The sequence below is a fragment of the Sphingomonas sp. PP-CC-3A-396 genome (genome assembly GCF_004343105.1).
GTDB lineage: Bacteria > Pseudomonadota > Alphaproteobacteria > Sphingomonadales > Sphingomonadaceae > Sphingomonas.
The window spans coordinates 192,874-216,852 of sequence record NZ_SLYF01000002.1 but is presented as its reverse complement, the minus strand read 5'-3'; the positions used below and the strand labels follow the sequence as shown (position 1 = coordinate 216,852).

Sequence of the window (23,979 nt, the reverse complement as noted above, 5' to 3'; positions counted from 1 at the left end):
ACGCAGGGGTCGAAAACCGCTCCCGCGCGAGTGACTTGGGTTAGCCGACGATCCCGAGGATGTCGGATTCCTTCATGATCAACAGGTCTTCACCGTCGACCTTGACCTCGGTGCCCGACCATTTGCCGAACAGGATCTTGTCGCCGGTCTTGACGTCGAGCGGGGTGATCGTGCCGTTCTCGGCGCGGGTGCCGGTGCCGATGGCGACGACTTCGCCTTCCTGCGGCTTTTCCTTGGCGGTGTCGGGGATGATGATGCCGCCAGCCGTCTTCTCTTCGGCTTCGAGGCGCTTCACCAGCACGCGATCATGCAACGGACGAAAGTTCATGGGGTCCATGTCCTTTTGGATTGTGACAGATTTCTGGCACTCGAGGTTATCGAGTGCCAACGGACGGCATATGTGCCTCGGGGTGCGGCATGTCAAAGGTTCCGGAGGCGAAATTTTTTCGGGCGGGCGTGGGTTTCGGGCACCTGCGCTCGTTTGCCCGAACCTCCACCCCAGCGGAGGCCGGGGCCCAGGTGGCAAGGTCGGCGTAACGGAACGCACCGCTCGGTTGACGACGTTCCCCAACTGGGCCCCGGCCTTCGCCGGGGTGGTGGAATTGGGATGCGTCTGGGCGCTTGCATTCGCAGGAGAACAAGGCTGGGCGAACTTTCCCTTCTGCTCCCCTTCCGCTTGCGGGAGGGGTCGGGGGAGGGGTTTCTCGGGCGGGCTTGTGGGACTCCCCTCCCCTAACCCCTCCCGCAAGCGGGAAGGGAACTGCGTAGTGATTGCGGCCGATGTGCGGGCTAGAACGCTTCCTGTGTTGGACGCGTAATACAGGGCATTTACCTGTGCGCCCCGTTGCTCTAGCTCTCCTCCCATGACCGATACCGCTGTGCCGTCCTACGCCCCCTCCTATAACGACCCTGCCCGCCCGCCGCGGAAGAAATGGCGGCTCGTGCGGGGCGTGTGGAAGTTTCTCGTGGCGATCAAGGACGCGCTCGTCCTGATCGCGATGCTGTTGTTCTTCGGGCTGATCTTCGCGGCACTCAACGCGCGGCAGAGCACGACGGCGATCAAGGACGGCGCGCTGGTGCTCGACCTCAACGGCTCGATCGTCGAGCAGCCCGAGGAACAGGCCGCGTTCGCCGCACTTTCGGGGCAGAGCCGGACGCGGCAGTTTCGCCTGCGCGACGTGGTTCGCTCGATCGACACCGCACGCACCGATGCGCGCGTGAAGGTCGTCGTGCTCGATCTCGACAGCTTCGCCGGCGCGTATCCCGCGGCACTCGGCGAGGTCGGCGACGCGCTGGCGCGGGTGCGCGCGAGCGGCAAGCCGGTGCTGGCTTACGCGACCGCGTACACCGATGGCGGCTATCGCCTCGCAGCGAATGCTAGCGAGATCTGGGTCAACCCGCTGGGTGGCACGATCTTCATGGGGCCGGGCGGCAACCAGCTCTATTACAAGGGCCTGATCGACAAGCTCGGCGTCAACGCGCACGTCTACCGCGTCGGCCGCTACAAGTCGTTCGTCGAGCCCTACACGCGGGCGGACCAGAGCGAGGACGCGAAGGCGGCGAGCACCGCGCTGTACGGCACGCTGTTCGCGCAGTGGCGCGAGGCCGTCGCGAAAGCACGCCCCAAGGCGCAGATCGCGCAGTTCATGAGCGCACCCGACAAGGTGATCCTCGCGGCGAACGGCAACATCGCCGAGGCAAACCTGCGCGCAGGCATCGTCGACAAGCTCGGCGATCGAATCAGTTTCGGGCGGCGCGTGGCGGAGATCGCCGGCAGCGACGCGAACAAGCCGGCGGGCAACTACACCGCGATCAAGTACGACGCGTGGGTGAAGGCGAACCCCCTCCCCACCGCGGGCGACGCGATCGGCGTGCTGACGATCGCCGGCGAGATCGTCGACGGCGAGAGCGGCCCCGGCAAGGCGGCGGGCAAGACGATCGAGAAGGCGGTGCTCGACGGGCTCGCCAAGAAGACGTTGAAGGCGCTCGTCGTGCGCGTCGATTCGCCGGGCGGATCGGTGATGGCGTCGGAGCAGATCCGGCTCGCGATCCTCGAGGCCAAGCGGCAGAAGCTGCCCGTGGTCGTGTCGATGGGCGGGCTGGCCGCGAGCGGCGGTTACTGGGTGTCGACGCCGGCCGACGTGATCTTTGCCGAGCCCGGCACGATCACCGGCTCGATCGGTATCTTCGGCGTGATCCCGACGTTCGAGAACGCGCTCGCCAAGATCGGCGTGACCAGCGACGGCGTGAAGACCACGCCGCTGTCGGGCCAGCCCGATATCACCGGCGGCACCACGCCGATGTTCGACGCGATCGCGCAGGCGGGGATCGAGAACGGCTATCGCCAGTTCGTCTCGCGCGTGGCGGCATCGCGGAAGATGACGCCGGCCCGGGTCGACGAGATCGGCCAGGGCCGCGTCTGGGATGGTGGCACCGCGCGCCAGATCGGGTTGGTCGACCGGTTCGGTACGTTGCAGGACGCGATCGACGAGGCGGCCAAGCGCGCCAAGCTCGATCCGGCGAAGGTCCATGCCGAGTATCTGGAGAAGAAGCCGGGCTTCCTCGCGACGATCGCGCAGGATTTCGGCAATGATGGCGATGATGATGCGGGTGGCGGCGATGCATTCGCGCACGTCGCGGCGGACCGGCGCCAGATGCTTGCGCGCGCCGTGGGTGACATGAAGCGGCTGGCGACCTCGGGGTCGATCCAGGCGCGCTGCCTCGAGTGTGGCGGGATGGGGCCGACGGCCGCGGGGATCGGCGATGCCAAGCTGCTCGATATGCTGCTGGCGCGGATCGGATTCTGATGGCGATCCCCGCTTCGGGCAATGGGGGCGGGATCGTCATTCGGGCGGCGGTCCCCGAGGACGCGGCGTCGATCGCGGCGATTTACGCGCCGCACGTGCTGGTCGGGACAGTGTCGTTCGAGACCGAGGCGCCCGATGCGCGGCAGATGCGCGCGCGGATGGCCGCGTCGGACGGGCTGTATCCGTGGCTGGTCGCCACGATCGGCTCCGAGGGAGGGGTGCTGGCGTACGCCTATGCCTCGGCCTTCCACAAGCGTGAGGCGTACCGGTTCGCGTGTGAGACCACGGTGTATGTCGCGGATGCGGCGCAGCGCCAGGGGGCTGGGCGGCTGTTGTACGAGGCGCTGATCGATACGCTGCGGGCTCAGGGGTTTACGCAGGCGATCGGGGCGATCGCGTTGCCGAATGATTCGTCGATCAAGCTGCACGAGGCGGTCGGGTTTCGACGCGCGGGGGTGTACCGCGAGGTCGGGTACAAGAACGGGCAATGGATCGATGTCGGGCATTGGCAGTGCGAGCTGAACGAGCCTGCAGTGCCGCCGGTGGAGCCGCGTAGGTTTGCGGAGGTCGGGGTTGTACGGGGGTAATCGGACGATTGTACAGCGGATGAACTTCGAGCTCAACGTAGCGTTGAATGATCAGACGACTGGGATGAATGTGATGATTAAGTCGATCGTGATACCCGCACTGATGATATCCTCAAGTGCTTTTGCGCAGACATATCAGACGACTGCCAGAACGCCGGGTGGAACTACACATTCGGTACTTTCTACGCGAAACGTGGGCCTCTCCACGCGGATGACATCGTCTCTTCATGAACCGCGAGAATGTTTGGTTCGCAATTCAACCAAGGTGACGGAATGCCATACACGTGCCGAATGGGCCCGGATTGCACGAAAAGACTATAAGCGACCACGGGGTTAAGGTCAGCGCCGGCCGCCGTATGCCGGAAGCGCTAGATGAAAGCGGATCGCGGCAGCTCTGAGTGTAAAGCCGGCGCTCGCCGCAATGACCGCCGACAACCCGAGCGGCACGCCCAGCAGCACCAGCCCGACATAACTCGCTGCCGCCAGCGCCGCCGCGGTCACGTACAACTCCGGCCGCATCAGGATCGACGGCTCCCCCGCCAACACATCGCGGATGATACCGCCGACGCACGCGGTCATCACCCCCATCAGCGCCGCAGGTACCGGCGGTACGCCGTAGCCGAGTGCCTTGGCCGCGCCGTAGACCGCGTACGCCGCAAGCCCGACCGCATCGAACCAGCCGAGCGCCTCGTCTTTCCACCACCGCTCGGGCGTCACCCAGATCAGCAGCGCAACCCCGAGGCACACGCTGGCAGCGCGCGCGTCATGTACCCAGAACACCGGCGCGCCGATCAGCAAGTCGCGCACGGTACCGCCGCCGACGCCGGTGATCAGCCCAAAGAAGACGAGCGTCACGAACGTCTGGCCACGCTTGGCCGCCGCGAGCGCACCCGAGGCGGCGAACACCGCCAGGCCCGCGAGGTCGAACCAGGGCGCGGCGACGGGCAGGATCTCGACGGGCAAGGGCACGGGCAACATCGCGGCGGCGTAACCGGCCTGCCATCCAGCGTAAAGCGGGACCACGGAATGATGTCGCCCGTGCCGCAAACGCAGTGGCCCAACGCCTGCTGCAAAGATGAACGCCAGCATGAACGCGGTGTTGTTTTTGGTTCATGCAACTGGCGCTATAGTCACTTCGTTACACCAGCAGATCAATTCACTAGGGAGTTACATCATGCGTAAGTTCGTTCTGGCCATGGGCCTCAGCGCAATGGTCCTGCCGACCATGCTCGTCCCCGTCTCGGCGGCAGACGCGCGCGATCGTCGCGAATGGCGTGGTCGCGATGGCCGCGTCTACTGCAAGAAGAGCAACGGCACGACCGGCACGATCATCGGCGGCGTCGGTGGCGCACTGCTCGGCCGCACGGTCGACACCCGCGGCGACCGGACGGTCGGCACGCTGGGCGGCGCCGTTCTCGGTGGCCTCGCCGGTCGCGCGATCGACAAGGGCACGAGCAACAACAACCGTCGTTGCCGCTGACACTGATCGGCTAAATCAATGCCGCTATTTCGATAGTTGCGCGTTGTGGAAGGGCGTCGTGGGAAACCGCGACGCCTTTTTTCTTGTCCGACGAAGGATCAAAACGATGACCACACGCAGCGGTTCGGCAAAGTATGAAGGCCTCGGCAAGGACGGCAAGGGTCATGTCTCGACGCAGTCGGGCGTGTTGTCGAACAACCCCTACGGCTTCAACACGCGGTTCGAGAACGAGCCCGGCACCAACCCCGAGGAGCTGATCGCGGCGGCGCACGCGTCGTGCTTCACGATGGCGCTGAGCTTCGCGCTTGCGGGCAAGGGCTATGAGGTCGGCACGCTCGAGACGTCGGCGAAGGTCACGCTCGACAAGGATGGCGACGGGTTCAAAATCACCAAGTCGGCGCTGACGCTGAATGCGAAGGTCGACGGCATTTCGAAGGAAGAGTTCGAGGCGATCGCCGCGGACGCCAAGGCGAACTGCCCGGTATCGAAGGTGCTCAACGCCGAGATCACGCTCGAGCATAACCTCGCCTGATATCAATGACCTAAGTCTGTCGGCCGGCTGAATGCGACGTAGTTTGCGGTTCACGCAACTCGCGCTTCGGCCGGCCGTTGTTTGCGTATTCAGTCAGGAGACCAAACATGCGTATCGCCATTCTCTCGGCGGCCCTCGCCGCCACCGCGTTCGGCGCGATCCCCGTCGGCGCGCAATCGACCGTTCGTGGCGCCAACCAGGAATATAACGACCAGGTGCGCGACGCACGGCGCGACTATCGCCGCGATCTCCGCAACGCCGACTCACGTGGCGACGTCCGCGATGCGCGCCGCGATTACCGTGACGAGGTGCGCGACGCACGCCAGGACCGCCGTGGCGACATTCGCGACATCCGCCAGGATCGTCGCAATGACGGGCGCAACTGGCAGCAGTATCGCGGCTATGACTACAACCGCTACGAACCCGGCCAGCGTGGCTATCTCGCCGACCGCTATTACCGCGATGGCCGCTATTATCAGGAGCGCCGCCTTGGTCGTAACGACCGCATCTATCGCGGCGGCAACGGGCGCTATTACTGCCGTCGCAACGACGGGACGACCGGGCTGATCGTCGGCGGGCTTGCCGGTGGTGCGCTCGGCAACGTGATCGCGGGCGGTGGTTCGCGGCTGCTCGGTACGCTGATCGGGGCGGGCGGTGGCGCGGTACTCGGGTCGTCGATCGATCGCGGCAACGTGCGCTGCCGATAAGACGCGGTTGGCGTGAGACGATAGGGCCCGGTGGAAACACCGGGCCCTATCTGCGTCAGATGATACCGCCGCCCAAGCTCAGGCGGAGCGCGAAGATGATGATCAGGACGATGTTGAGGTTGCGCCCGCCGGTGCTCGACGACAGCGCGCCGACGGCGGCGCCGACGATCCCGATCGGGATGACCAGCCAGTTCATCCAGCCGAGCAGCGGAATGAACGCGACGAGGCCGAGCACCAGAGTGACGAGGCCGATGAGGATCGAGACGATGTTCAGCATGAGGTGAACATGGCGAGTCGCGGGGGTTCGGGCAAGACTTGGGCGGATCCGTACGATCCTCCCCCGCCAGGGGGAGGTGTCGCCGTAGGTGACGGAGGGGGAGGACACGGAACATACGTTGCCCTTTCCACCCCCTCCGTCTGGCAAACGCCAGCCACCTCCCCCTGGCGGGGGAGGACCGAGCGTGTGTGGAAAACGCTTTCTTCACCGTCTTTCGCGCATAGGATGCGGGTGATGACTTTTTCCCTGCGCTCCGCACTTCTCCTCCCGCTGGCGCTGGCCGCCTGCAACCGGTCGTCGACCGACCAGCAGGATCTCAACAGCCTCGATGCCGAGCTGACCAACGGCGCGGTGCGCGATCCCGCCGTTGCCGAGTCGCTTGGGAGCCAGATCATGGTCGATCCGCGGCTGGCGCAGTCGTCGAACACCGACGCGGTGCGCCCGCCGCCCCGCCCGGATAGCGGCGCGGTACCGCCCGAAGGCCCGCTCAACGCCGATCCGGTCGATGCCAAGACCTTACACCGCGCGCCGGCTCCATCGAACGACTGCCCCGAGTGCAAGACCGCGAACGGCGCGCTCACGCTGGGGGCGCTGGCGGAACGGCAGAAGACGCCGGATGCAGGGGCGTGTGCGCGCCAGATCGGCTATTCGGCCGGGTGGGCGAACCGGTTGCCGGCGGATCTGCCGCTATATCCGGGCGCGCGGTTGACCGAGGCTGCGGGGGCGGATCGGGACGGCTGTCGGCTACGCGTGGTAAGTTTCGCGAGTGCGGCGCCGATGCAGAAGATGCTCGATTATTATTTCACGAAGGCGCAGGCGGCAGGGTATTCGGCCGGGCATAGCACCGATGGCAAACAGCATGTGCTGGGCGGGGTTCGGGGGAACGACGCGTATGTGGTGTACGTGACGGCGCGGGCTGGTGGCGGGAGCGATGTTGATATGGTGTCCAACGCTGGGCGGTGAGGTGCGGTTTGGCGCTACTGGAAGCCTCCCGACAATCTTCGCTTGAGATTCACCTCCCCGGCGGAGGCCGGGGTCCAGTTGGGGAACGTGGCTAACTGAGCGCAATCCTTCGTTATTGCCACCTTTCCACCTGGGCCCCGGCCTTCGCCGGGGTGGTGGTACGCGGGGTGGCGTGTTGGGGGGCGACGCCTCCCACTTCTTGTTCTCCCGCGAAGGCGGGAGTCCAGTCTAGGTCCCCGCCTTCGCGGGGAAACAATAGGGCAAGGGTGAACCGAGACATTTGCGCGCTTGCGGCCCCACCTTTCCGTTCGCCCCGATTCGCGCTAGGGCGCGAGAATGCTTCCCCTTCTCTACGTCATGGTCGGTGGTGCGGTCGGTTCCGGCGCGCGCTATCTGGCGGGTAGCGCGACGACCGCGCTGCTCGGGCCGGACTATCCCTTCGGGACGCTGGCGGTGAACATCGTCGGCGGGTTGCTGATGGGCGTGCTCGTCGGCGTGCTGGCGCGGAACGACGCGTCGGAGCACTGGCGCCTGCTGCTAGCGGTCGGCGTGCTTGGGGGATTCACGACGTTTTCGGCGTTCTCGCTGGACGTCGTCACGATGATCGAACGCGGCGCGATCGGCGTCGCGTTCGGGTATGTTTTGGTGTCGGTGATCGGTTCGGTCGCCGCGTTGTTCGCGGGTCTCTCCGCAGTAAGGGCCGTCGCATGACTGCGGGCAAAAGCGATAGCGATTCCGGCTTTCGGGAATTCAACGTCGGGTTCGACGATGACGGCATCCGGCTCGACCGGTGGTTCAAGCGGCATCTGCCCGAGACGAGCTTCACGACGGTGGCGATGTGGGCGCGCACCGGGCAGCTCCGCGTCGATGGCGCGCGCGCGACTCCGGGCGACCGGATCGCGGCAGGCCAGATGCTCCGCGTGCCGCCGCCCGAAGCCGACAAGGCCGCCGCCGACGTCGACAAGCCCCGGCGCGTCCGCGAACGCGTGATCCTGTCGGACGAGGAGACCGAACTCGCGCAGTCCATGGTCATCCACAAGGATTTCCAGGCGTTCGTTCTGAACAAGCCGCCGGGTCTCGCGACGCAGGGCGGGACCAAGACGACGCAGCATGTCGACGGGCTGCTCGACGGGTTGCAGTACGACAATGAGGGTCGGCCGAAGCTGGTCCACCGGCTCGACAAGGATACGTCCGGCGCCTTGCTGGTGGCGCGAACGTCGCGCGCGGCAGCGTTCTTTGCGAAGGCATTCTCGGGGCGGACGGCGCGAAAAGTCTATTGGGCGCTGGTGGTCGACGTGCCGTCGATCGAGGACGGCATGATCGAGCTGCCGATCGCGAAGCAGCCGGGCACCGGCGGCGAGAAGATGCACGTCGACGAGGCCGAGGGTGCACCGGCGCGGACGCGGTACCGGGTGATCGAGCGGGCGGGCAACCGTGCGGCGTGGGTGGAGTTGCAGCCGTTTACCGGGCGGACGCACCAGTTGCGCGTGCACATGGCGGCGATCGGGCATCCGATCGTTGGTGATGGCAAGTACGGCGGGGCTGCGGCGTTTTTGACCGGCGGGATCTCGCGGAAGATGCATTTGCACGCGCGGCGGATCAAGGTGGATCATCCGGATGGCGGGTCGATCGACGTGACCGCCGAGCTGCCGACGCATTTCGCCGAGAGCCTCAAGCAATTGGGTTTCGAGGAGAAGCTGGGCGACGACCTGGTACTCGACGAGAAGACCGCGCCAACGCGCGAGCAGATGAAGTCGCGGGCCAAGGCGCATGCGAAGTCGGTGCGGAAAGACCGTAAGGGTGAGCGGCGTGGGCGTGGGGTTGTCGAGGAGAAGGCGACGGGCAAGCCTGCGCCGAAGACGGGTGGGCCTCGGACCGGGGCTGGGTCGAAGTTCGGCGCGCCTCGGAGTGGGCCTCGGGTTGAGGGGCCCAAGCCGGCTGGGCGCGGGCGTCCGGGTGGAGCTGGGAAGCCTGGACCTCGGAGTGGGCCTGCGACTCGGTAATTGATGTTTGCCGCCTAACGTGCCCTCACCCTTCCCACGGCCAAGCGGCCGCGGGCCCCTTCCCTCTCCCCCGAGGGGGAGAGGGAGAGCTAGGCAAGCTGACAGCCTCCTCACCTCCCACACCACCCCGGCGAAGGCCGGGGCCCAATTGGAAAGGTTGAAGTAACGGAGCGATGAATTCCGTTAGCGACGTCCCCCAATTGGGCCCCGGCCTTCGCCGGGGTGGCGTGATTTGTTTGGAGGCTTCCGCGAACTTTTGTTCCCCCGCGAAGGCGGGGGGGCCAGAGGCCACGATCGTAACGCTGCTTGATTCCTGGGCCCCCGCCTTCGCGGGGGAACGAGGTGAGCGCAGGTAGCGCCCTACTTCAGCCAGCCCAGCAGCAACCGCCGCACACCCTCCGTCACCGTCCCGAACACGATGTGCGACGCCGCGCCATACAGATGCGTCGTCGGCGCCGTGTTCCACGGCGCATCGCCAAGCCCCGCCGCCGGCACCGCCGCCTCGTCGAGCAACGCCGTCGTCGCCGCAGCGAACGCGGTACCATAGCCTGCGGTCACCGATGGCCGGTATTCCGCCGCCACCGCATAGGCGATCCCCAGCCCTGCGCCGAGCGCATAGTGCACGACCTGCCCGGCAAGCGGCTTGCGATCGTCGGGTATGTCGTGGCCGACCACCACTTGCGACACCTTGTCCGCCGCCTTCTCCGTCGCAGGCTCGGCATCGCTTTCCGAAGAAGACAGCGCGGCGACGCCGGCCTGGAAGCGGTCCATGACGAACGAGGCCGCGAGCCCTGCCACGAGTCCCGCAGCGGCGGCGGCCCAGATGTTCGGGGTGTCGGTCTGTGCGTGCGCCATCGTTGAGTCTCCAGAGGTATCCGACACGAACCGTTCGCAGGCGCGCGCGTTCCGGTTTGGCGTTCCCTCGCGTGCACGCGTGATCTACGAGGCGGCGATGCGTTGGAAAATCTCATGACCCGTCTTGCCGTGTTCGATTGCGACGGGACGCTCGTCGACAGCCAGGCGAATATCTGCGTCGCGTGCGAGCGGGCGTTCGAGGGCGCCGGACTGATCCCGCCGCCGCGCGCCGATATTCGGCGGATCGTCGGGTTGAGTCTTGTCGAGGCGATGCAGGTGTTGCTGCCGGAGGCGGACGATGCGCGGCACCGGTCGCTCGCTACCGACTACAAGAACGCGTTCCATGCGATGCGCGCGAGTGGCGAGCTTGCCGACGAACCGTTGTTCGAAGGGATTGCCGAAGTGATCGAGACCCTCGCGGCAGACGGCTGGCTGCTCGGCGTGGCGACGGGGAAGTCCGATCGCGGGCTCGCGCATATCCTCGCCGCGCACGGAATCACGGAGCGGTTCGTGACGTTGCAGACTGCGGACCGACATCCGTCGAAGCCCGATCCGGCGATGCTGCTGGCGGCAATCGCGGAGGCCGGTGCTGCCGTGGAGACGACCGCGATGATCGGCGATACGAGCTTCGACATGGCAATGGCGCGGGCGGCGCGAGTGCGGGCCGTCGGGGTCGCGTGGGGGTATCACGACGTGCACGAGCTTTCAGACGCGGGGGCGGATGTCGTTGCGGCTGCCGTGCCGGACCTGCTGCATATGGTGGCGCGGCCATGACCGATGCGGACAAGGTGGCGCAGCGGCGCTGGTCCGTGCTGGTCGTCGTCCGGATGGCGGGGGTGGCAGGTGCGCTGCTCGGATTGATCCTGATCGCGCGCGCGCATGACTGGGCGCCGAAGATCCTCGGGACGGCGATCGTGCTGTCGGCGATGGCGATGATCGCGATCGTGCCGCGTAGTCTCGCGCATCGCTGGCGGAGCACGCCTGAATGAACGGAATGGGCGCATGAAGCGGTTCTGGAAAGACGTCGCGATCGATGCCGACCGGGTGGTGACACTCGATGGCAAACCGGTGCGGACGCCCGGGCGGCGACCGCTGGCGTTGCCGACCGATGCACTCGCCGAGGCGGTCGCGGCGGAATGGCGTGCGGTCGGCGAAACGATCGATCCGCGAACGATGCCGCTGACGGGGTTGGCGAACGCGGCGACCGATCCGATCGCGAACGATCCTGCGCAGTTCGCCGCGCGGCTGGCGGCGTATGGCGAGAGCGACCTGCTCTGCTACCGCGCGGAGGGGCCGCCGTTGTTGGTCGAGCGGCAGGCGGCGTCCTGGGATCCGCTGCTGGCGTGGGCGCGGGGGCGGTATGACGTGACTTTCGCGGTGACGACGGGGGTGATGCACGTCGCACAGCCCGACGCGACGATCGCGCGGCTTTATGAAGCGGTGGCGGCGTATGACGATTTTCGGCTGGCGGGGTTGTCGCCGGTGGTGACGCTGACCGGGTCGCTGGTGATCGGGCTGGCGCTGATCGAGGGCGAGATCGATGCCGATGCGGCTTGGGCGGCGGCGGGGATCGATGAGGACTGGTCTGTCGAGATGTGGGGCGAGGACTGGCAGGCGACTCAGTTGCGCGAGCTGAAGCGCCAGGAGTTTGGGGTCGGGGTAGAGTTTCTGGGGCTGCTCTAGCCTTAGGAGTTTACCCACCCCCTCCAAGTCCGTCACCCCAGCGAAAGCTGGGGTATTCCGATTGGCGAATGCCGCGACCCGGAACGGGGAGATCCCAGCTTTCGCTGGAATGACGGTTGGGATGGGTTAGCGCGTCAGCCTGCGGATGAAACCGATCAGCCCGGTCTGGCGCGAGCGCTTGAGGCGCTCCGCGGCCAGGATCGTCTTCACGCCGCGGATACAGCTGTCGACGTCGTCGTTGACCAGCACGTAATCATAGCCGTCCCAGTGGCTGACCTCGTTCGCCGCGCGCGACATGCGGGCTTCGATCACTTCTTCCGAATCGGTGCCGCGGCTGGTGAGGCGGCGGTGGAGTTCTTCCATCGACGGCGGGAAGATGAAGACGCGGACGACGTCGCCGCCGGCGATCTGGAACAGCTGTTGCGCGCCCTGCCAGTCGATGTCGAACAGCACGTCCTTGCCGGCCGCGAGCAGTTCCTCGACCTGCGCGCGGGGGGTGCCGTAGCGGTGGTTGAAGACGTGCGCCCATTCGAGGAACTCGTCCTTCGCGACCATGTCGCGAAAGCCCTCGAGGTCAGTGAAATGATAATCCTTGCCGTCGACTTCACCGGGTCGCATCGACCGGGTCGTGACCGAGACCGACATTTCGAGTTCGTGCTCGTCCGCGAGCAATCTGCGCGCGATGGTCGACTTGCCGGCGCCGGACGGCGAGGACAGTACGAACAGAACTCCGCGACGACGGAAACCATGCGGGTCGGACGGAAGTGTGTGGGGCATGCGCGCCCTTGCCGCGGACTGCGCATGGGCGTCAAGCCGACTTAGGGTGTGCCGAGTTGATTACGCGGCTGCATCAGTAATCTGCAAACGCTCGCAGTCCGTCATGCCGGGCTTGTTCCGGCATCCACCGTTCCGCACCCTCCTCAGACTTGGGTCTGCGGAACCGTGGACCCCGGAACTAGTCCGGGGTGACAGAGGAGATTGGCACGAGCCGGATCAGATCGATTTACGAGCCTTGTTGCGGTCGTACGCCTTCTTGGCCGCGTAGCCGCCGCCGAGGATCATGCCGAGCGGGCCCATGCGGCGCATCAGACCCATCGCGACGACGCCCTTTACGGCGCCAGCCGTCCCGCCGCTGCCGTTGCGACGGCCCATCTCGCGGCCTACCAATGCACTGATAATACGTCCGATCATGCTTCTGACTCCCCGAAAACCTGGTCTTTGAGTTCCGCTGCACCGCGCAGCACTGCCCAGCCGATCGCGTAGGTCACGGCTAGCGGCACGACGACCTTGAGTACGTTGGCGGTGATCGCACCGATGATCGCGCCGTCCGCGTTGCCGTCGTCGCCACTGAGCGAGTCGATGCCTGCGCCGATCAGCGCGCCTATGGTCGTTGCGCCCACGTAATTTCTCCTGTCCGTGTGGCGGGTTAGCGTTTGGCGGAGGATTGGGTTCCCGCGCGCCCGCGTTCTCCTGCGTGCGCAGGAGAACGGGAGGTTAGCGGCCGAGCATCGATTCGGGTTTGACGACGCGGTCGAAGGTTTCGGCGTCGACGAGGCCTAGCGCGAGGCCGGCTTCCTTCAGCGTCAACCCTTCGGCGTGCGCGTATTTGGCGATCTTCGCCGCAGCGTCGTAGCCGATCTCGGGGGCGAGTGCGGTGACCAGCATCAGCGAGCGGTCGAGCAGTTCGGCGATGCGGCCGCGGTTCGGTTCGATGCCGTCGACGCAGCGTTCCGCGAATCCTTCCATCGCGGTGGCGAGCAGGTCGATCGAGCGCAGCACGTTGGCGCCGATCAGTGGCTTGAACACGTTCAGCTCGAGATGGCCCTGCATCCCGCCGACGGTGACCGCGACGTGGTTGCCCATCACCTGCCCCGCGACCATCGTCAGCATCTCGCACTGGGTGGGGTTGACCTTGCCCGGCATGATCGAGCTGCCGGGCTCGTTGGCGGGCAAGTCGATCTCGCCGAAGCCGCAACGCGGGCCCGACCCGAGCAGGCGGATGTCGTTGGCGATTTTGGTCAGCGCGACCGCCAGCGTGTTGAGCGTGCCGGACAAATGGACGAGCGGGTCGTTCGACGCGAGCGCCTCGAACTTGTTGCGCGCGCTGACGAACGGCAGGCCGGTGATCGCCGCCAGTTCGTGCGCGATCGCGTCGCCGAACCCGGCTGGCGCATTGAGGCCGGTGCCGACCGCGGTGCCGCCCTGCGCGAGGATCACCATGCCGTGGCTGATCGCGGGCTCGATACGGGCACGGCAGCGGTAGAGCTGGTTCGCGTAGCCTGAGAATTCCTGGCCGAGCGTTAGCGGCGTCGCGTCCTGCAGGTGCGTGCGGCCGATCTTGACGATGTCGTCCCAGGCGTTGGCCTTCGCGTCGAGCGCAGCGTGCAATTTGTCGAGCGCGGGGATCAGGCGGTGTGTCGTGGCGATCGCGGCGGCGATGTGAAGCGCGGTCGGGAAGCTGTCGTTGGACGACTGGCTCATGTTGACGTGGTCGTTGGGATGGACCGGCGACTTACCGCCGCGGGTGCCGGTGAGGACTTCGTTGGCGCGGCCGGCGATGACTTCGTTGGCGTTCATGTTCGACTGCGTGCCGCTGCCAGTCTGCCAGATGACGAGCGGGAACTGGTCGTCGAGCTTGCCGTCGACGACTTCCTGCGCGGCGGAGTCGATCGCGGTGGCGATTTTCTCGTCGAGGCCGTGGGCGCGGTTTACGCGGGCGGCGGCTTGTTTAACGAGCGCGAGAGCGTGGACGATCTCGATCGGCATGCGTTCGCGGGTGGCGAAGGGGAAGTTCTCGATCGAGCGTTCGGTTTGGGCGCCCCAATAGGCGGTGGCGGGGACTTCGATGGGGCCGATCGTGTCGGTTTCTGTGCGGGTTTGGGTCATGCGGAGTCAACCTTCTGGGCCTTGCGTGGGTCCCTCGCCCCTATGGGGAGAGGGAGGGAGGAGCGCTTGCGACGGAAGGGAGAGGGGCCGTTGGGATGAACCGTCCCGAGCCTCACTCCCCTCTCCCTTCCCACGACAAGTGTCGCGGGCCCCTTCCCTCTCCCCGTAGGGGCGAGGGAGTTTGGGTCACTTCTTCCGCTTGAAATCCACCGCGACGACGTTCGAGCCGTCTTCGATCGGCACCGCGGTCGGGCCGTCGTTTTCGGCTTCGTCGTGGTCGCCGAGTGCGTCTTCCGCACCCTCCTGCGCCTGGAAGCGGAGCTCGAAGCTTACCGCCGGGTCCTGGAACGCGGTGATCGCCGAATAGGGGATGACCAGCTTCGACGGGACCTGATTGAACGAAAGCCCGATCGAGAAGCGCTCGTCGTCGACGATGAGGTCCCAGTAGCGGTTCTGCATGACGATCGTCATCTCGTCCGGGAAACGCTCGATCAGGCGCTTGGGGATGTCGACTCCCGGCGCCTGCGTCTTGAAGGTGATGTAGAAATGATGCTCGCCGGGAAGCCCGCCGGCCTCCGCGACCGAGCCGAGTACGCGGCCGACCACGGCACGCAGGGCTTCTTGTACGATCTCGTCGTACGGAATCAGGCTATCGGGCAGTCCATCGGTCATATCCCTTGGGTAGCGCCATTCGGATGCCGGTCAAGATTGCATGCGTCGTGGCGCACGTTATGGGAGGTGGCATGCGCACCGCCACGATCACCCGCTCCACCGCCGAGACGGCGATCGACGTCACCGTGAATCTCGATGGGACCGGCGTGTACGACGTCGAGACCGGGGTCGGTTTCTTCGATCACATGCTCGAACAATTGTCGCGCCACTCGCTGATCGACATCCGCGTGCGGACCAAGGGCGACCTGCATATCGACGAGCACCACACGGTGGAGGACACCGGCATCGCGATCGGGCAGGCGTTCGCGCAGGCGCTCGGCGATAAACGCGGCATCGCGCGGTACGGCGATGCGCTTTCCCCGATGGACGAGACGCTGACTCGCGTTGCGCTGGATATTTCCGGGCGGCCTTGGCTGGTGTGGAAGGACCTGTTCTCTCAGAAACGCCTGGGCGGGATGGATACCGAGATGTTCGAGCATTTCTTCCACAGCTTCGCGCAGGCGGCCGGCATCACACTGCACGTCGAGACGCTGTACGGGACCAACAACCATCACATCGCCGAGGCGGCGTTCAAGGGCGTCGCGCGTGCGCTGCGGACCGCGATCGAGATCGATCCGCGCAAGGCCGACGCGATTCCGTCGACCAAGGGGATGCTGTGAGCGCGTTGACTCCGTCAGCTCAAAAGCCCGTCACCCCAGCGAAAGCTGGGGTATCCCCGTTACGACGAGACCCCGGCTTCCGCTGGGGTGACGGACTTCTTGTACCGGGTCGCGGGGATACAGCATGACGCTCGCGCTCATCGATTACGGCGCAGGGAACCTGCATTCGGTCGAGAACGCGTTGCGGACGGCTGGGTGTGTCGATCTGATTGTAACATCGGATGCGGACGTCGTGGCGAAGGCCGAGCGGATCGTGCTGCCGGGCGTTGGCGCATATGGTGCTTGCGCGGCGGCGTTGCGCGCGGTCCCGGGGATGGTCGAGGCCTTGAATCGGCGGGTTCGCGACGAGGGTACGCCGTTTCTCGGGATCTGCGTCGGCATGCAGTTGATGGCCGATGCGGGCGAGGAGATGGGGACTCATGCCGGGCTCGGCTGGGTTTCGGGGCGCGTGCGCCGGTTGGAGCCGGGGACGATGGAGGCGAAGGTGCCGCATATGGGGTGGAACGATGTCGTTCCCTCCGTGGCGCATCCGCTGATCGAGCCGGGCGAGGCGTATTTCCTGCATAGCTTTGCGTTCGAGGGCGCCGACGTGCTCGCGACCACCGACCACGCCGGTGCAGTCACCGCGGCGATCGGTCGCGACACGATGATCGGCGTGCAGTTTCACCCTGAGAAGAGCCAGCGCTACGGCTTGGCCTTGCTCGAACGATTCCTGGAGTGGCGGCCATAAATACCCCTGCGAGCCTTATCATTTTCCCCGCGATCGACCTCAAGGCGGGTCAGGTCGTGCGTCTCGCCGAGGGCGATATGGACCGGGCGACCGTCTATGGCGACGATCCGGCGGCGCAGGCGATGCTGTTCGCGAACGCTGGCGCGGAGCATCTGCACGTGGTCGATCTCGACGGCGCGTTCGCGGGGGCTTCGGTCAATGGCGACGCGGTGCGGTCGATCGTCGCGCAGTTTCCGGGGCACGTGCAGCTTGGCGGCGGCATCCGGACGCGGGCTAGCGTCGAAGGCTGGTTCGACCTGGGCGTATCCCGTGTCGTGATCGGAACGGCGGCGCTTGAGGACCCCGAGTTCGTCCGCGGCGTGGCGAAGGATTTCCCCGGCGGCATCGTCGTCGCGGTCGACGCGAAGGACGGCATGGTCGCGACCAAGGGCTGGGCGGATGTGTCGACCACGAGCGCGGTCGATCTCGCACGGCGGTTCGAGGATGCGGGGGTGGCGTCTTTGCTGTTTACCGACGTCGGGCGCGACGGGATGCTGAAGGGGTGCAACGTCGACGCGACTGTCGATTTGGCGCGGTCGGTGGACATTCCGGTGATCGCCAGCGGCGGGGTGAAGGGGATTGCCGAGATCCACGTGCTGGCGCTGCATGTGCGCGACGGGGTCGAGGGAGTCATCACCGGGCGGGCGTTGTACGACGGTCGGCTCGATCTTGCTGCGGCATTGAGTGTGGCGAAGGCTGCATGATGGTTCATGCGGAGACGCGGAGACGCGGAGATAGTAGTTTCGCGCAAAGGCGCGGAGCATCGCTTGGCGCCGCAGGCAAAAATATGTTCACGCAAAGGCGCAAAGGCGCGAAGAGTAAGCAGAAGGGAAGGCCTGTTCTTCTTTTCACTCTTCGCGCCTTTGCGCCTTTGCGTGAATCATTCTTAGCGGCTTTGCCGCGTCTCCGCGTCTCCGCGTCTCCGTGTGAACAAAACCTGCGGCACAGCGCATGACGGTCCGCGCGCGCGTCATTCCGTGCCTCGACGTTGCCGATGGGCGCGTGGTGAAGGGCGTGAACTTCGTCGAACTGCGCGACGCCGGCGATCCGGTCGAGCAGGCGCGGGCCTATGATGCGGCCGGGGCGGACGAGCTGTGTTTCCTCGATATCGGCGCATCCCATGAAGGCCGGGGTACGATCCTCGACGTGGTGCGACGGACCGCAGCAGTGTGCTTCATGCCGTTGACGGTCGGCGGCGGCGTGCGGACGGCGGACGATGCGCGCGCGCTTTTGCTGGCAGGTGCCGACAAGGTGGCGGTCAATTCGGCGGCGGTCGAGCGGCCGGAACTGGTCGCCGACATCGCCGAGCGCTTCGGCAGCCAGTGCTGCGTCGCGAGCGTCGATGCGCGCAGGTCCGGCGAAGGTTGGGAAGTATTCACGCATGGCGGCCGCCGCGCGACCGGGATCGATGCGATCGCGCATGCCTTGAAGCTCGCCGAGCTGGGCGCTGGCGAGTTGCTGGTCACGTCGATGGACCGCGACGGCACGCGCAGCGGCTACGATCTCGAGCTAATCCGCGCGATCTCGGACCGCGTCAGCGTACCGGTGGTGGCGAGCGGCGGGGTCGGCGGGCTCGACGACCTGGTGGCGGGCATCCGCGACGGGCATGCGAGCGCGGTGCTGGCCGCGTCGATCTTCCATTTCGGGCAGGCGTCGATCGGCGATGCGCATGCCGCGCTGGCGGCGGCGGGGATCCCGGTGCGGACGCTGGTCAGCTCGGCCTGATCCGATGATCGCGCTACCCCTCCTCGCGGTGCAGTCGGGGCATAGCGGCATCGTCCATCCGCGTACCGGGCCCGAACTCTCAGACATCGCGCTGTTCGTGGTAGCAGCGCTAGGCGTATGGCTGGTGCGGCGCGCGCTGCGGAAGCGGTTCGCCAAGACCAAACCGCCCGCGAAGGCCCACCCGAAGAGGGATTGACCCGCCTGCTCGGCTACGTCAGCACGCGAGCCATGGACCCCGTATTCGACCGCCTCGAAGCAACCATCCGCGCCCGTCGCGATGCGCCCGCCGACACCTCCTATACTGCGAGCCTGTTCGCGAAGGGGCGTCCCAAGATCGCGCAAAAGCTCGGCGAGGAAGCCGTCGAGACGGTGATCGCAGCGTGCTCGGGCGACGAAGCCAGCATCGTGCCGGAAGCGGCGGACCTAATGTTCCATCTGGCGGTGCTGCTGGCGGATGCGGGGTTGAGCCTGGACGATGTGCGGGCGGAATTGGAACGGCGCGAGGGAGTCGGTGGCCTAGTCGAAAAGGCCGGCCGGGCGGGGTAATCTGCCCCCCTCCCGCTTGCGGGAGGGGTCGGGGGAGGGCATGGTCTACGCGCTCCGCCGGGACCGGGAAGGCACGCCCCTCCCCTAACCCCTCCCGCAAGCGGAAGGGGGATTTATGCCGATCGACGCCACCCAGCCTTATGACGACCAGAACATCTTCGCGAAGATCCTCCGCGGCGAGATCCCGTCGAAGCGCGTCTATGAGGACGACTTCGCGATCGCGTTCCACGACATCAACCCGCAGGCACCGACGCACCTGCTCGTGATCCCCAAGGGCGCGTACGTGTCTTGGGACGATTTCTCCGCGCGGGCGCCCGATGCCGAGATCGCCGGTTTCATCCGCGCGGTCGGTGCCGTGGCGCGCGCGGCGGGGCTGGTCGAACCGGGCTATCGCCTGCTCGCGAACATCGGCCAGGATGGGCACCAGGAGGTGCCGCATCTGCACGTTCATGTCTTTGGCGGGCGTCCGCTGGGGCCGATGCTGGCGCGATAGGCCAGCTTTGCCGCACTAAAGGATTGCACGTAATAAAATTGCCATTAGGCTCTGGGGATTGAGCAAGGGGGCCTTCTGACCGGGCCCCTGCAATCCCCGGGGGGTACCGAATTGATTTTTGGTCGCGTAAAATCACTGGACGCCATCCTGGCGACGGCGGAGAAGAAATCGCTCCACCGATCGCTCGGTGCGTTCCAGCTTACCATGCTCGGCATCGGCTGCGTGATCGGCACGGGCATCTTCGTGCTGACCTCCGCCGCCGCGCAGAAGGCCGGGCCGGGCATGATCCTGAGCTTTATCGTCGCCGGCGCAGTCTGCGTAGTCGCGGCGCTCTGCTATGCCGAGATCGCGGCGATGGCACCGGTCGCCGGGTCCGCCTACACCTATACCTATTCGGTGATGGGCGAGCTGCTCGCCTGGACCGTCGGCTGGGCGCTGATCCTCGAATATGCCGTCGCCGCGAGCGCCGTGTCGGTCGGGTGGTCCGGCTATTTCTCGGGCTCGATCCTGCGAGAAACGTTCGGGATAGACCTGCCCCTCTGGCTGGCCGCCGGGCCGTACGTGCCGGGCGGGTTCATCAACCTGCCGGCGGTCGTCATCTCGCTGCTCGTCACCTGGCTGCTGATGATCGGCACGACTGAGAGCGCGCGCGTCAACGCGGTGCTGGTGACGATCAAGGTGGTCGCGCTGACCGCGTTCGTCGCGCTGACGCTGCCCAAGACGCATGGCGGCAATTTCGAGCCATTCCTCCCGACCGGCATCCTCGGCAGCAACGGCCTTGGCGTGGTCGGCGCGGCGGCGACGATCTTCTTCGCCTATGTCGGCTTCGACGCGGTCTCGACCGCCGCGGAGGAGACCAAGGATCCGCAGCGCAACGTGCCGATCGGCCTGATCGCGTCGCTCGGCATCTGCACCGTGTTCTACATGCTGGTCGCAGCGGGCGCGATCGGGACGATCGGTGGCCAGCCGCTGTTCGGGGCGGACGGCGTGCCGTTCACGACGGGCTCGCCCGAACTGGCGCGTGCCTGCCTGATACCGGCCAATGCGCAGGCACTGGTGTGTTCGAACGAGGCGCTCGCGCACGTGCTGCGCCAGATCGGCTATGCCAATGTGGGCAACTGGATGGGCTATGCGGCGGGGCTCGCGCTGCCGTCGGTGATCCTGATCCTGATGTTCGGCCAGACCCGAATCTTCTTCGTGATGAGCCGTGACGGCCTGTTGCCGGAAGTGCTGAGCCGCGTGCATCCGAAGTGGAAGACGCCCTATATCGTAACCGCAATCACCGGCGTGTTCGTGGCGTTTGCCGCGGCGTTCCTGCCGGTCGGCCAGCTCGCGGACATCGCCAATGCGGGCACGCTGTACGCGTTCATGATGGTGGCGATCGCGCTGCTGATCCTGCGCAAGCGCGAGCCGAACCGGCATCGTCCGTTCCGCACGCCGGCCGCCTGGATCGTCGCACCGCTGACGATCGTCGGCTGCATCGGACTGTATTTCTCGCTGCCGTACGAGGCGATGGCGGTGTTGCCGATCTGGGGCGCCGTCGGGCTCGTGATCTACTTCCTGTACGGCTACCGGAAGAGCTATCTGGGTCGCGGGATGGCCGATGGTGGCGAGACCGACATCGACCTGACGCCGGGCCACTGAGACCGGACGCAAAAAGGGCCGCGGGAGGAAACTCCCGCGGCCCTTTTTTTGTGCTTCATAGCCAACGCGTCATCCCCGCGGAGGCGGGAATGACGGTGCGGCGGGCCACGTTCAGCCGATATGCTTGGCGGCGAGCGCCTTCATATCGACCATCGGACGCGCGCCGACATGGCTGATGATCTCGGCCGCGCAGACCGCGCCGAGCTTCAGCGATGCCTGCAGGTCGTAGCCCTGTGCCTGGCCGTGGAGGAAGCCGGCCGCGAACAGGTCGCCGGCGCCGGTGGTGTCGACGACCTTGGCGATCGGCTCGGCCTTCACCTCGGCGCGCGTGCCGCTCTGGAGCGCGCAGGCTCCGTGCTCGCCGCGGGTAACGACCAAAGTCGGGACTTGCGCGGAGATCTTGGCGACCGCTGCGTCGAAGTCTTCGGTCTCGGCGAGTGCTGCGAGTTCGCTCTCGTTCGCGAACAGGATGTCGATCAGGCCGTCGCTGAGCAACTGGCGGAAATCGCCGCCGTGGCGCGAGATGCAGAACACGTCGCTGAGCGTGAACGCGACCTTCCGGCCCGCATCGCGTGCGCAATCGATCGCGGCACGCATCGCGGCGCGCGGCTCCTCGGGGTCCCAGAGATAGCCTTCGAGATACAGGATCGCGCTGTCGGCGATCATCGCGGTGTCGATCGCGGCGGCGGGGAGGAACTGGCCGGCGCCGAGGAACGTGTTCATCGTGCGCTGGCCGTCCGGCGTCACGAAGATCAGGCAGCGGCCGGTGGTCGGGTCGCCGGCGCGGACGGGGGTGGCGAACTCGATGCCGATGCTGCGGACGTCATGCGCGAAGACCTGGCCGAGCTGGTCGTCGGCAACCTGGCCGATGAACCCGCACTTGCCGCCGAGCGCGGCGATGCCGGCGACCGTATTGGCGGCCGACCCGCCCGAGACTTCCATGCCCGGGCCCATCTTGGCGTAGAGCGCGTCGGCTTCTTCCGACGAGAACATGAGCTGCATCGAGCCCTTGGCGACGCCGATCTCGGCGATGAACGCGTCGTCTGCGGTGGCGAGGATGTCGACGATGGCATTGCCGATCGCGACGACGTCGTAGGTTGGGTTGGGCAAGGCGGGACTCCGGGGGTGCGGGAAAACGCTTGCCGTAAATGCCGGTTGGGATTGGTGCAACTGGTGTGCGCGGCGCGGCTATAGGCATGGCGCTGTGGTCGAACGTGAATAGGCCACCACCCCGGCGAAGGCCGGGGTCCAATCGGGAAACGTTGCTAACGGCGGGCAGCGCGCAATTGCGACGACCTTTCCATTTGGGCCCCGGCCTCCGCCGGGGTGGTAGTTGATGACGGGGTTGCGTGCGGCAAGCACAGGTCTCGACGCCGAGGCCGTGGCGGACGGTGGCGGTTACCGCGCGCCCCCCACTCACCTGTTCCCTCGCGAACGCGGGGGTCCAGAGTCTCGGGCGGTGTGCGTGGTTGCGCTGGCCCGCCGCGTCCGCGGGGGAACGTAATGCTTCAGGGGGAACGTCGTAGCCACCATCAGCGTCAAAGCTTCGTTGACCTCGCCACCACCGCGCGTCATCCCGAACCGATGCTCCGCGCCCTCCTCCTCTCGCTCGGCCAACTCACCGATCCGCCGGTCCTCCGCGTGTTCGTGAAGTCGATGCTCGTCACGCTGCTCGTCTTCGCACTGCTCGGCGTCGGGACGTGGTGGGGCACGCAGGCCGCACTGGCCGCGTGGCTCGGCTGGCATGCCGACGGGCTCGCCGCGGCGTTCGCGCTGTTCGTCACGATCCTCGCATTATGGCTGTTGTTCCGCGCCGTCGCGATCGCGGTCGTCGGGATCTTTGCGGACGAGGTCGTCGAGGCCGTCGAAGCGCGTCATTATCCCCAGGCGCTGAAAACCGCCCGCCCCGTGCCCCTCGCCCGCAGCCTCGCGATGGGCCTCCGCTCCGCCGCCCGCGTCGTGCTCGTCAACCTGCTGATGCTGCCGGTCTATATCGCGCTGCTCGTTACCGGTGTCGGCACCGCGGCCGCGTTCTTCGTCGTCAATGGCTGGCTGCTCGGGCGCGATCTCGGCGACATGGTGGCAGCGCGACATATGGACGCAGCGGCGATGCGGGGCTGGCGTGCGACGACCAAGAGCGGGCGGTTCGTGCTGGGGCTTGCGAACACCGGGCTGTTCGTGGTTCCGATCGTCAACATCGCTGCGCCGGTTCTGGGTGCCGCGATGGCGACGCATTACTTCCACACCCAGTATTACCGTAAGGCCCGATCATGACGCGATTGACGACGATAGGGATCGCGCTGGCGCTCGGCGGCGGGCTCGCGGGTTGCGCCGCACCGGTGGCCAAGCCCGCGGTCGGGCGTCCGGCCATCCCCTATACGAGCGTCGGGCTCGAACGCGTCCTCGGCCAGGACGCCGCCGGCCTAACCAAGCTGTTCGGCCAGCCCGACGCCGACGTCCGCGAAGGCAGCGCGCGGAAACTCCAGTTCCAGAGCGGGATCTGCGTGCTCGACGCGTATCTCTACCCCAAGGGATCCGACGCCCCCCGCGTCACCTATCTCGACGCGCGCGAACCCGACGGCAGCACGATCGACCGCGCCAGCTGCGTCGCCGCACTGACCCGGCGCGAGGGTGGACGGTAGCGGGCGAGATCGTCCACTTTCCGACAGTCACTCTGCATAGTAGCATCTC

At 66.4% G+C, this 23,979-nt stretch carries 31 protein-coding genes; 21 read left to right on the top strand and 10 right to left on the bottom strand.

All coding sequences use genetic code 11. The features are described from left to right. Window positions 1-40: 40 nt before the first annotated feature. Entirely contained in the window at window positions 41-328 is a 288-nt protein-coding gene (gene groES / locus C8J40_RS04685) for a co-chaperone GroES (RefSeq protein WP_056052039.1), read from the bottom strand. Between the two features lie 535 nt (window positions 329-863). Here groES and sppA point away from each other — a divergent pair. Together sppA and C8J40_RS04675 are read left to right on the top strand one after the other, a co-directional pair. Continuing rightward, a complete protein-coding gene (gene sppA / locus C8J40_RS04680; RefSeq protein ID WP_132896014.1) occupies window positions 864-2,807 on the top strand; it encodes a signal peptide peptidase SppA in 1,944 nt (647 codons plus the stop codon). Continuing rightward, window positions 2,807-3,394, top strand: coding sequence for a GNAT family N-acetyltransferase (locus tag C8J40_RS04675; RefSeq protein ID WP_132896013.1), 588 nt, complete (start codon window positions 2,807-2,809; stop codon window positions 3,392-3,394). Before sppA ends, C8J40_RS04675 begins: the two co-directional genes overlap by 1 nt. 339 nt (window positions 3,395-3,733) lie before the next feature. On the opposite strand, the gene C8J40_RS04670 is transcribed toward C8J40_RS04675, so the two are convergent. Continuing rightward, window positions 3,734-4,372 (bottom strand): TRIC cation channel family protein, encoded by a 639-nt coding sequence (locus C8J40_RS04670; protein WP_132737295.1) that lies wholly within the window; start codon window positions 4,370-4,372, stop codon window positions 3,734-3,736. A gap of 196 nt (window positions 4,373-4,568) precedes the next feature. Here C8J40_RS04670 and C8J40_RS04665 point away from each other — a divergent pair, with 196 nt between their 5' ends. The 3 genes from C8J40_RS04665 (at window position 4,569) to C8J40_RS04655 (ending at window position 6,113) form a co-directional block, all read left to right on the top strand. After that, window positions 4,569-4,874, top strand: coding sequence for a glycine zipper 2TM domain-containing protein (locus C8J40_RS04665; protein WP_132737292.1), 306 nt, complete (start codon window positions 4,569-4,571; stop codon window positions 4,872-4,874). Window positions 4,875-4,980: 106 nt separating this feature from the next. After that, the gene (locus C8J40_RS04660) at window positions 4,981-5,406 is read left to right on the top strand and encodes an OsmC family protein (protein ID WP_132896012.1); all 426 of its coding nucleotides are present in this window, start codon (window positions 4,981-4,983) and stop codon (window positions 5,404-5,406) included. Window positions 5,407-5,513: 107 nt separating this feature from the next. Further along, window positions 5,514-6,113: a glycine zipper 2TM domain-containing protein gene (locus C8J40_RS04655; RefSeq protein ID WP_132896011.1), complete on the top strand. Its 600-nt coding sequence runs from the start codon at window positions 5,514-5,516 to the stop codon at window positions 6,111-6,113. 55 nt (window positions 6,114-6,168) lie between these two features. Here C8J40_RS04655 and C8J40_RS04650 read toward each other — a convergent pair whose 3' ends face one another. Then, window positions 6,169-6,390 (bottom strand): hypothetical protein, encoded by a 222-nt coding sequence (locus C8J40_RS04650; protein ID WP_132737284.1) that lies wholly within the window; start codon window positions 6,388-6,390, stop codon window positions 6,169-6,171. Between the two features lie 234 nt (window positions 6,391-6,624). Here C8J40_RS04650 and C8J40_RS04645 point away from each other — a divergent pair, with 234 nt between their 5' ends. From C8J40_RS04645 to C8J40_RS04635, 3 genes are all read left to right on the top strand, one after another. Then, window positions 6,625-7,353 (top strand): hypothetical protein, encoded by a 729-nt coding sequence (locus tag C8J40_RS04645; RefSeq protein ID WP_243693205.1) that lies wholly within the window; start codon window positions 6,625-6,627, stop codon window positions 7,351-7,353. A gap of 336 nt (window positions 7,354-7,689) precedes the next feature. Next, on the top strand, window positions 7,690-8,064 hold the full coding sequence (crcB, locus tag C8J40_RS04640; protein WP_207901145.1) for a fluoride efflux transporter CrcB: 375 nt from the start codon (window positions 7,690-7,692) through the stop codon (window positions 8,062-8,064). Then, window positions 8,061-9,356, top strand: a complete 1,296-nt coding sequence (locus C8J40_RS04635; protein WP_132896009.1) for an RluA family pseudouridine synthase — start codon at window positions 8,061-8,063, stop codon at window positions 9,354-9,356. Before crcB ends, C8J40_RS04635 begins: the two co-directional genes overlap by 4 nt. Before the next feature lie 360 nt (window positions 9,357-9,716). Here C8J40_RS04635 and C8J40_RS04630 read toward each other — a convergent pair whose 3' ends face one another. Then, window positions 9,717-10,211 (bottom strand): DUF1440 domain-containing protein, encoded by a 495-nt coding sequence (locus C8J40_RS04630; RefSeq protein WP_132896008.1) that lies wholly within the window; start codon window positions 10,209-10,211, stop codon window positions 9,717-9,719. A 114-nt stretch (window positions 10,212-10,325) separates the two neighbouring features. Between C8J40_RS04630 and C8J40_RS04625 the strand changes: the two genes are divergently transcribed. From C8J40_RS04625 to C8J40_RS04615, 3 genes are read left to right on the top strand one after another with little or no spacing between them, the layout of a single operon-like run. Further along, window positions 10,326-10,985: an HAD-IA family hydrolase gene (locus C8J40_RS04625; protein WP_132896007.1), complete on the top strand. Its 660-nt coding sequence runs from the start codon at window positions 10,326-10,328 to the stop codon at window positions 10,983-10,985. Further along, window positions 10,982-11,200 (top strand): hypothetical protein, encoded by a 219-nt coding sequence (locus C8J40_RS04620; protein ID WP_132896006.1) that lies wholly within the window; start codon window positions 10,982-10,984, stop codon window positions 11,198-11,200. Before C8J40_RS04625 ends, C8J40_RS04620 begins: the two co-directional genes overlap by 4 nt. A 13-nt stretch (window positions 11,201-11,213) precedes the next feature. Then, on the top strand, window positions 11,214-11,894 hold the full coding sequence (locus C8J40_RS04615; protein WP_132896005.1) for an ATP12 family protein: 681 nt from the start codon (window positions 11,214-11,216) through the stop codon (window positions 11,892-11,894). A 126-nt stretch (window positions 11,895-12,020) separates the two neighbouring features. On the opposite strand, the gene gmk is transcribed toward C8J40_RS04615, so the two are convergent. The 5 genes from gmk to C8J40_RS04590 form a co-directional block, all read right to left on the bottom strand. Further along, complete coding sequence (gene gmk, locus C8J40_RS04610; protein WP_132896004.1) at window positions 12,021-12,671, bottom strand: guanylate kinase; 651 nt, start codon at window positions 12,669-12,671, stop codon at window positions 12,021-12,023. Window positions 12,672-12,887: 216 nt separating this feature from the next. Then, the gene (locus C8J40_RS04605; RefSeq protein ID WP_132896003.1) at window positions 12,888-13,085 is read right to left on the bottom strand and encodes a hypothetical protein; all 198 of its coding nucleotides are present in this window, start codon (window positions 13,083-13,085) and stop codon (window positions 12,888-12,890) included. After that, window positions 13,082-13,294, bottom strand: a complete 213-nt coding sequence (locus C8J40_RS04600) for a hypothetical protein (RefSeq protein WP_056489740.1) — start codon at window positions 13,292-13,294, stop codon at window positions 13,082-13,084. The genes C8J40_RS04605 and C8J40_RS04600 overlap by 4 nt, the downstream gene beginning before the upstream one ends. A 94-nt stretch (window positions 13,295-13,388) precedes the next feature. Beyond that, on the bottom strand, window positions 13,389-14,780 hold the full coding sequence (fumC, locus tag C8J40_RS04595) for a class II fumarate hydratase (protein ID WP_132896002.1): 1,392 nt from the start codon (window positions 14,778-14,780) through the stop codon (window positions 13,389-13,391). A gap of 186 nt (window positions 14,781-14,966) precedes the next feature. Beyond that, window positions 14,967-15,452, bottom strand: coding sequence for a ClpXP protease specificity-enhancing factor SspB (locus tag C8J40_RS04590; RefSeq protein ID WP_056489744.1), 486 nt, complete (start codon window positions 15,450-15,452; stop codon window positions 14,967-14,969). A gap of 71 nt (window positions 15,453-15,523) precedes the next feature. Here C8J40_RS04590 and hisB point away from each other — a divergent pair, with 71 nt between their 5' ends. From hisB to C8J40_RS04550, 8 genes are all read left to right on the top strand, one after another. Next, window positions 15,524-16,111: an imidazoleglycerol-phosphate dehydratase HisB gene (hisB, locus tag C8J40_RS04585; RefSeq protein ID WP_132896001.1), complete on the top strand. Its 588-nt coding sequence runs from the start codon at window positions 15,524-15,526 to the stop codon at window positions 16,109-16,111. A 124-nt stretch (window positions 16,112-16,235) separates the two neighbouring features. Continuing rightward, the gene (gene hisH, locus C8J40_RS04580) at window positions 16,236-16,841 is read left to right on the top strand and encodes an imidazole glycerol phosphate synthase subunit HisH (protein WP_132896000.1); all 606 of its coding nucleotides are present in this window, start codon (window positions 16,236-16,238) and stop codon (window positions 16,839-16,841) included. Continuing rightward, a complete protein-coding gene (gene hisA, locus C8J40_RS04575; RefSeq protein ID WP_132896256.1) occupies window positions 16,838-17,584 on the top strand; it encodes a 1-(5-phosphoribosyl)-5-[(5-phosphoribosylamino)methylideneamino]imidazole-4-carboxamide isomerase in 747 nt (248 codons plus the stop codon). Before hisH ends, hisA begins: the two co-directional genes overlap by 4 nt. Before the next feature lie 247 nt (window positions 17,585-17,831). Continuing rightward, window positions 17,832-18,605: an imidazole glycerol phosphate synthase subunit HisF gene (hisF, locus tag C8J40_RS04570; protein ID WP_132895999.1), complete on the top strand. Its 774-nt coding sequence runs from the start codon at window positions 17,832-17,834 to the stop codon at window positions 18,603-18,605. Window positions 18,606-18,609: 4 nt separating this feature from the next. Next, a complete protein-coding gene (locus tag C8J40_RS04565; RefSeq protein WP_132895998.1) occupies window positions 18,610-18,801 on the top strand; it encodes a hypothetical protein in 192 nt (63 codons plus the stop codon). A gap of 32 nt (window positions 18,802-18,833) precedes the next feature. Beyond that, complete coding sequence (locus C8J40_RS04560) at window positions 18,834-19,151, top strand: phosphoribosyl-ATP diphosphatase (protein ID WP_132895997.1); 318 nt, start codon at window positions 18,834-18,836, stop codon at window positions 19,149-19,151. Window positions 19,152-19,266: 115 nt separating this feature from the next. Continuing rightward, window positions 19,267-19,644, top strand: coding sequence for an HIT domain-containing protein (locus C8J40_RS04555; RefSeq protein ID WP_132895996.1), 378 nt, complete (start codon window positions 19,267-19,269; stop codon window positions 19,642-19,644). A gap of 111 nt (window positions 19,645-19,755) precedes the next feature. Continuing rightward, the gene (locus tag C8J40_RS04550; RefSeq protein ID WP_132895995.1) at window positions 19,756-21,288 is read left to right on the top strand and encodes an amino acid permease; all 1,533 of its coding nucleotides are present in this window, start codon (window positions 19,756-19,758) and stop codon (window positions 21,286-21,288) included. A 111-nt stretch (window positions 21,289-21,399) separates the two neighbouring features. Here the strand turns inward: C8J40_RS04550 and C8J40_RS04545 are convergent, their stop codons facing one another. Further along, entirely contained in the window at window positions 21,400-22,398 is a 999-nt protein-coding gene (locus C8J40_RS04545; RefSeq protein ID WP_132895994.1) for an adenosine kinase, read from the bottom strand. A gap of 474 nt (window positions 22,399-22,872) precedes the next feature. Here C8J40_RS04545 and C8J40_RS04540 point away from each other — a divergent pair, with 474 nt between their 5' ends. Together C8J40_RS04540 and C8J40_RS04535 are read left to right on the top strand one after the other, a co-directional pair. Next, complete coding sequence (locus C8J40_RS04540) at window positions 22,873-23,562, top strand: EI24 domain-containing protein (RefSeq protein ID WP_132896255.1); 690 nt, start codon at window positions 22,873-22,875, stop codon at window positions 23,560-23,562. Continuing rightward, window positions 23,559-23,930 (top strand): hypothetical protein, encoded by a 372-nt coding sequence (locus tag C8J40_RS04535; RefSeq protein ID WP_132895993.1) that lies wholly within the window; start codon window positions 23,559-23,561, stop codon window positions 23,928-23,930. The genes C8J40_RS04540 and C8J40_RS04535 overlap by 4 nt, the downstream gene beginning before the upstream one ends. Window positions 23,931-23,979: the final 49 nt, after the last annotated feature.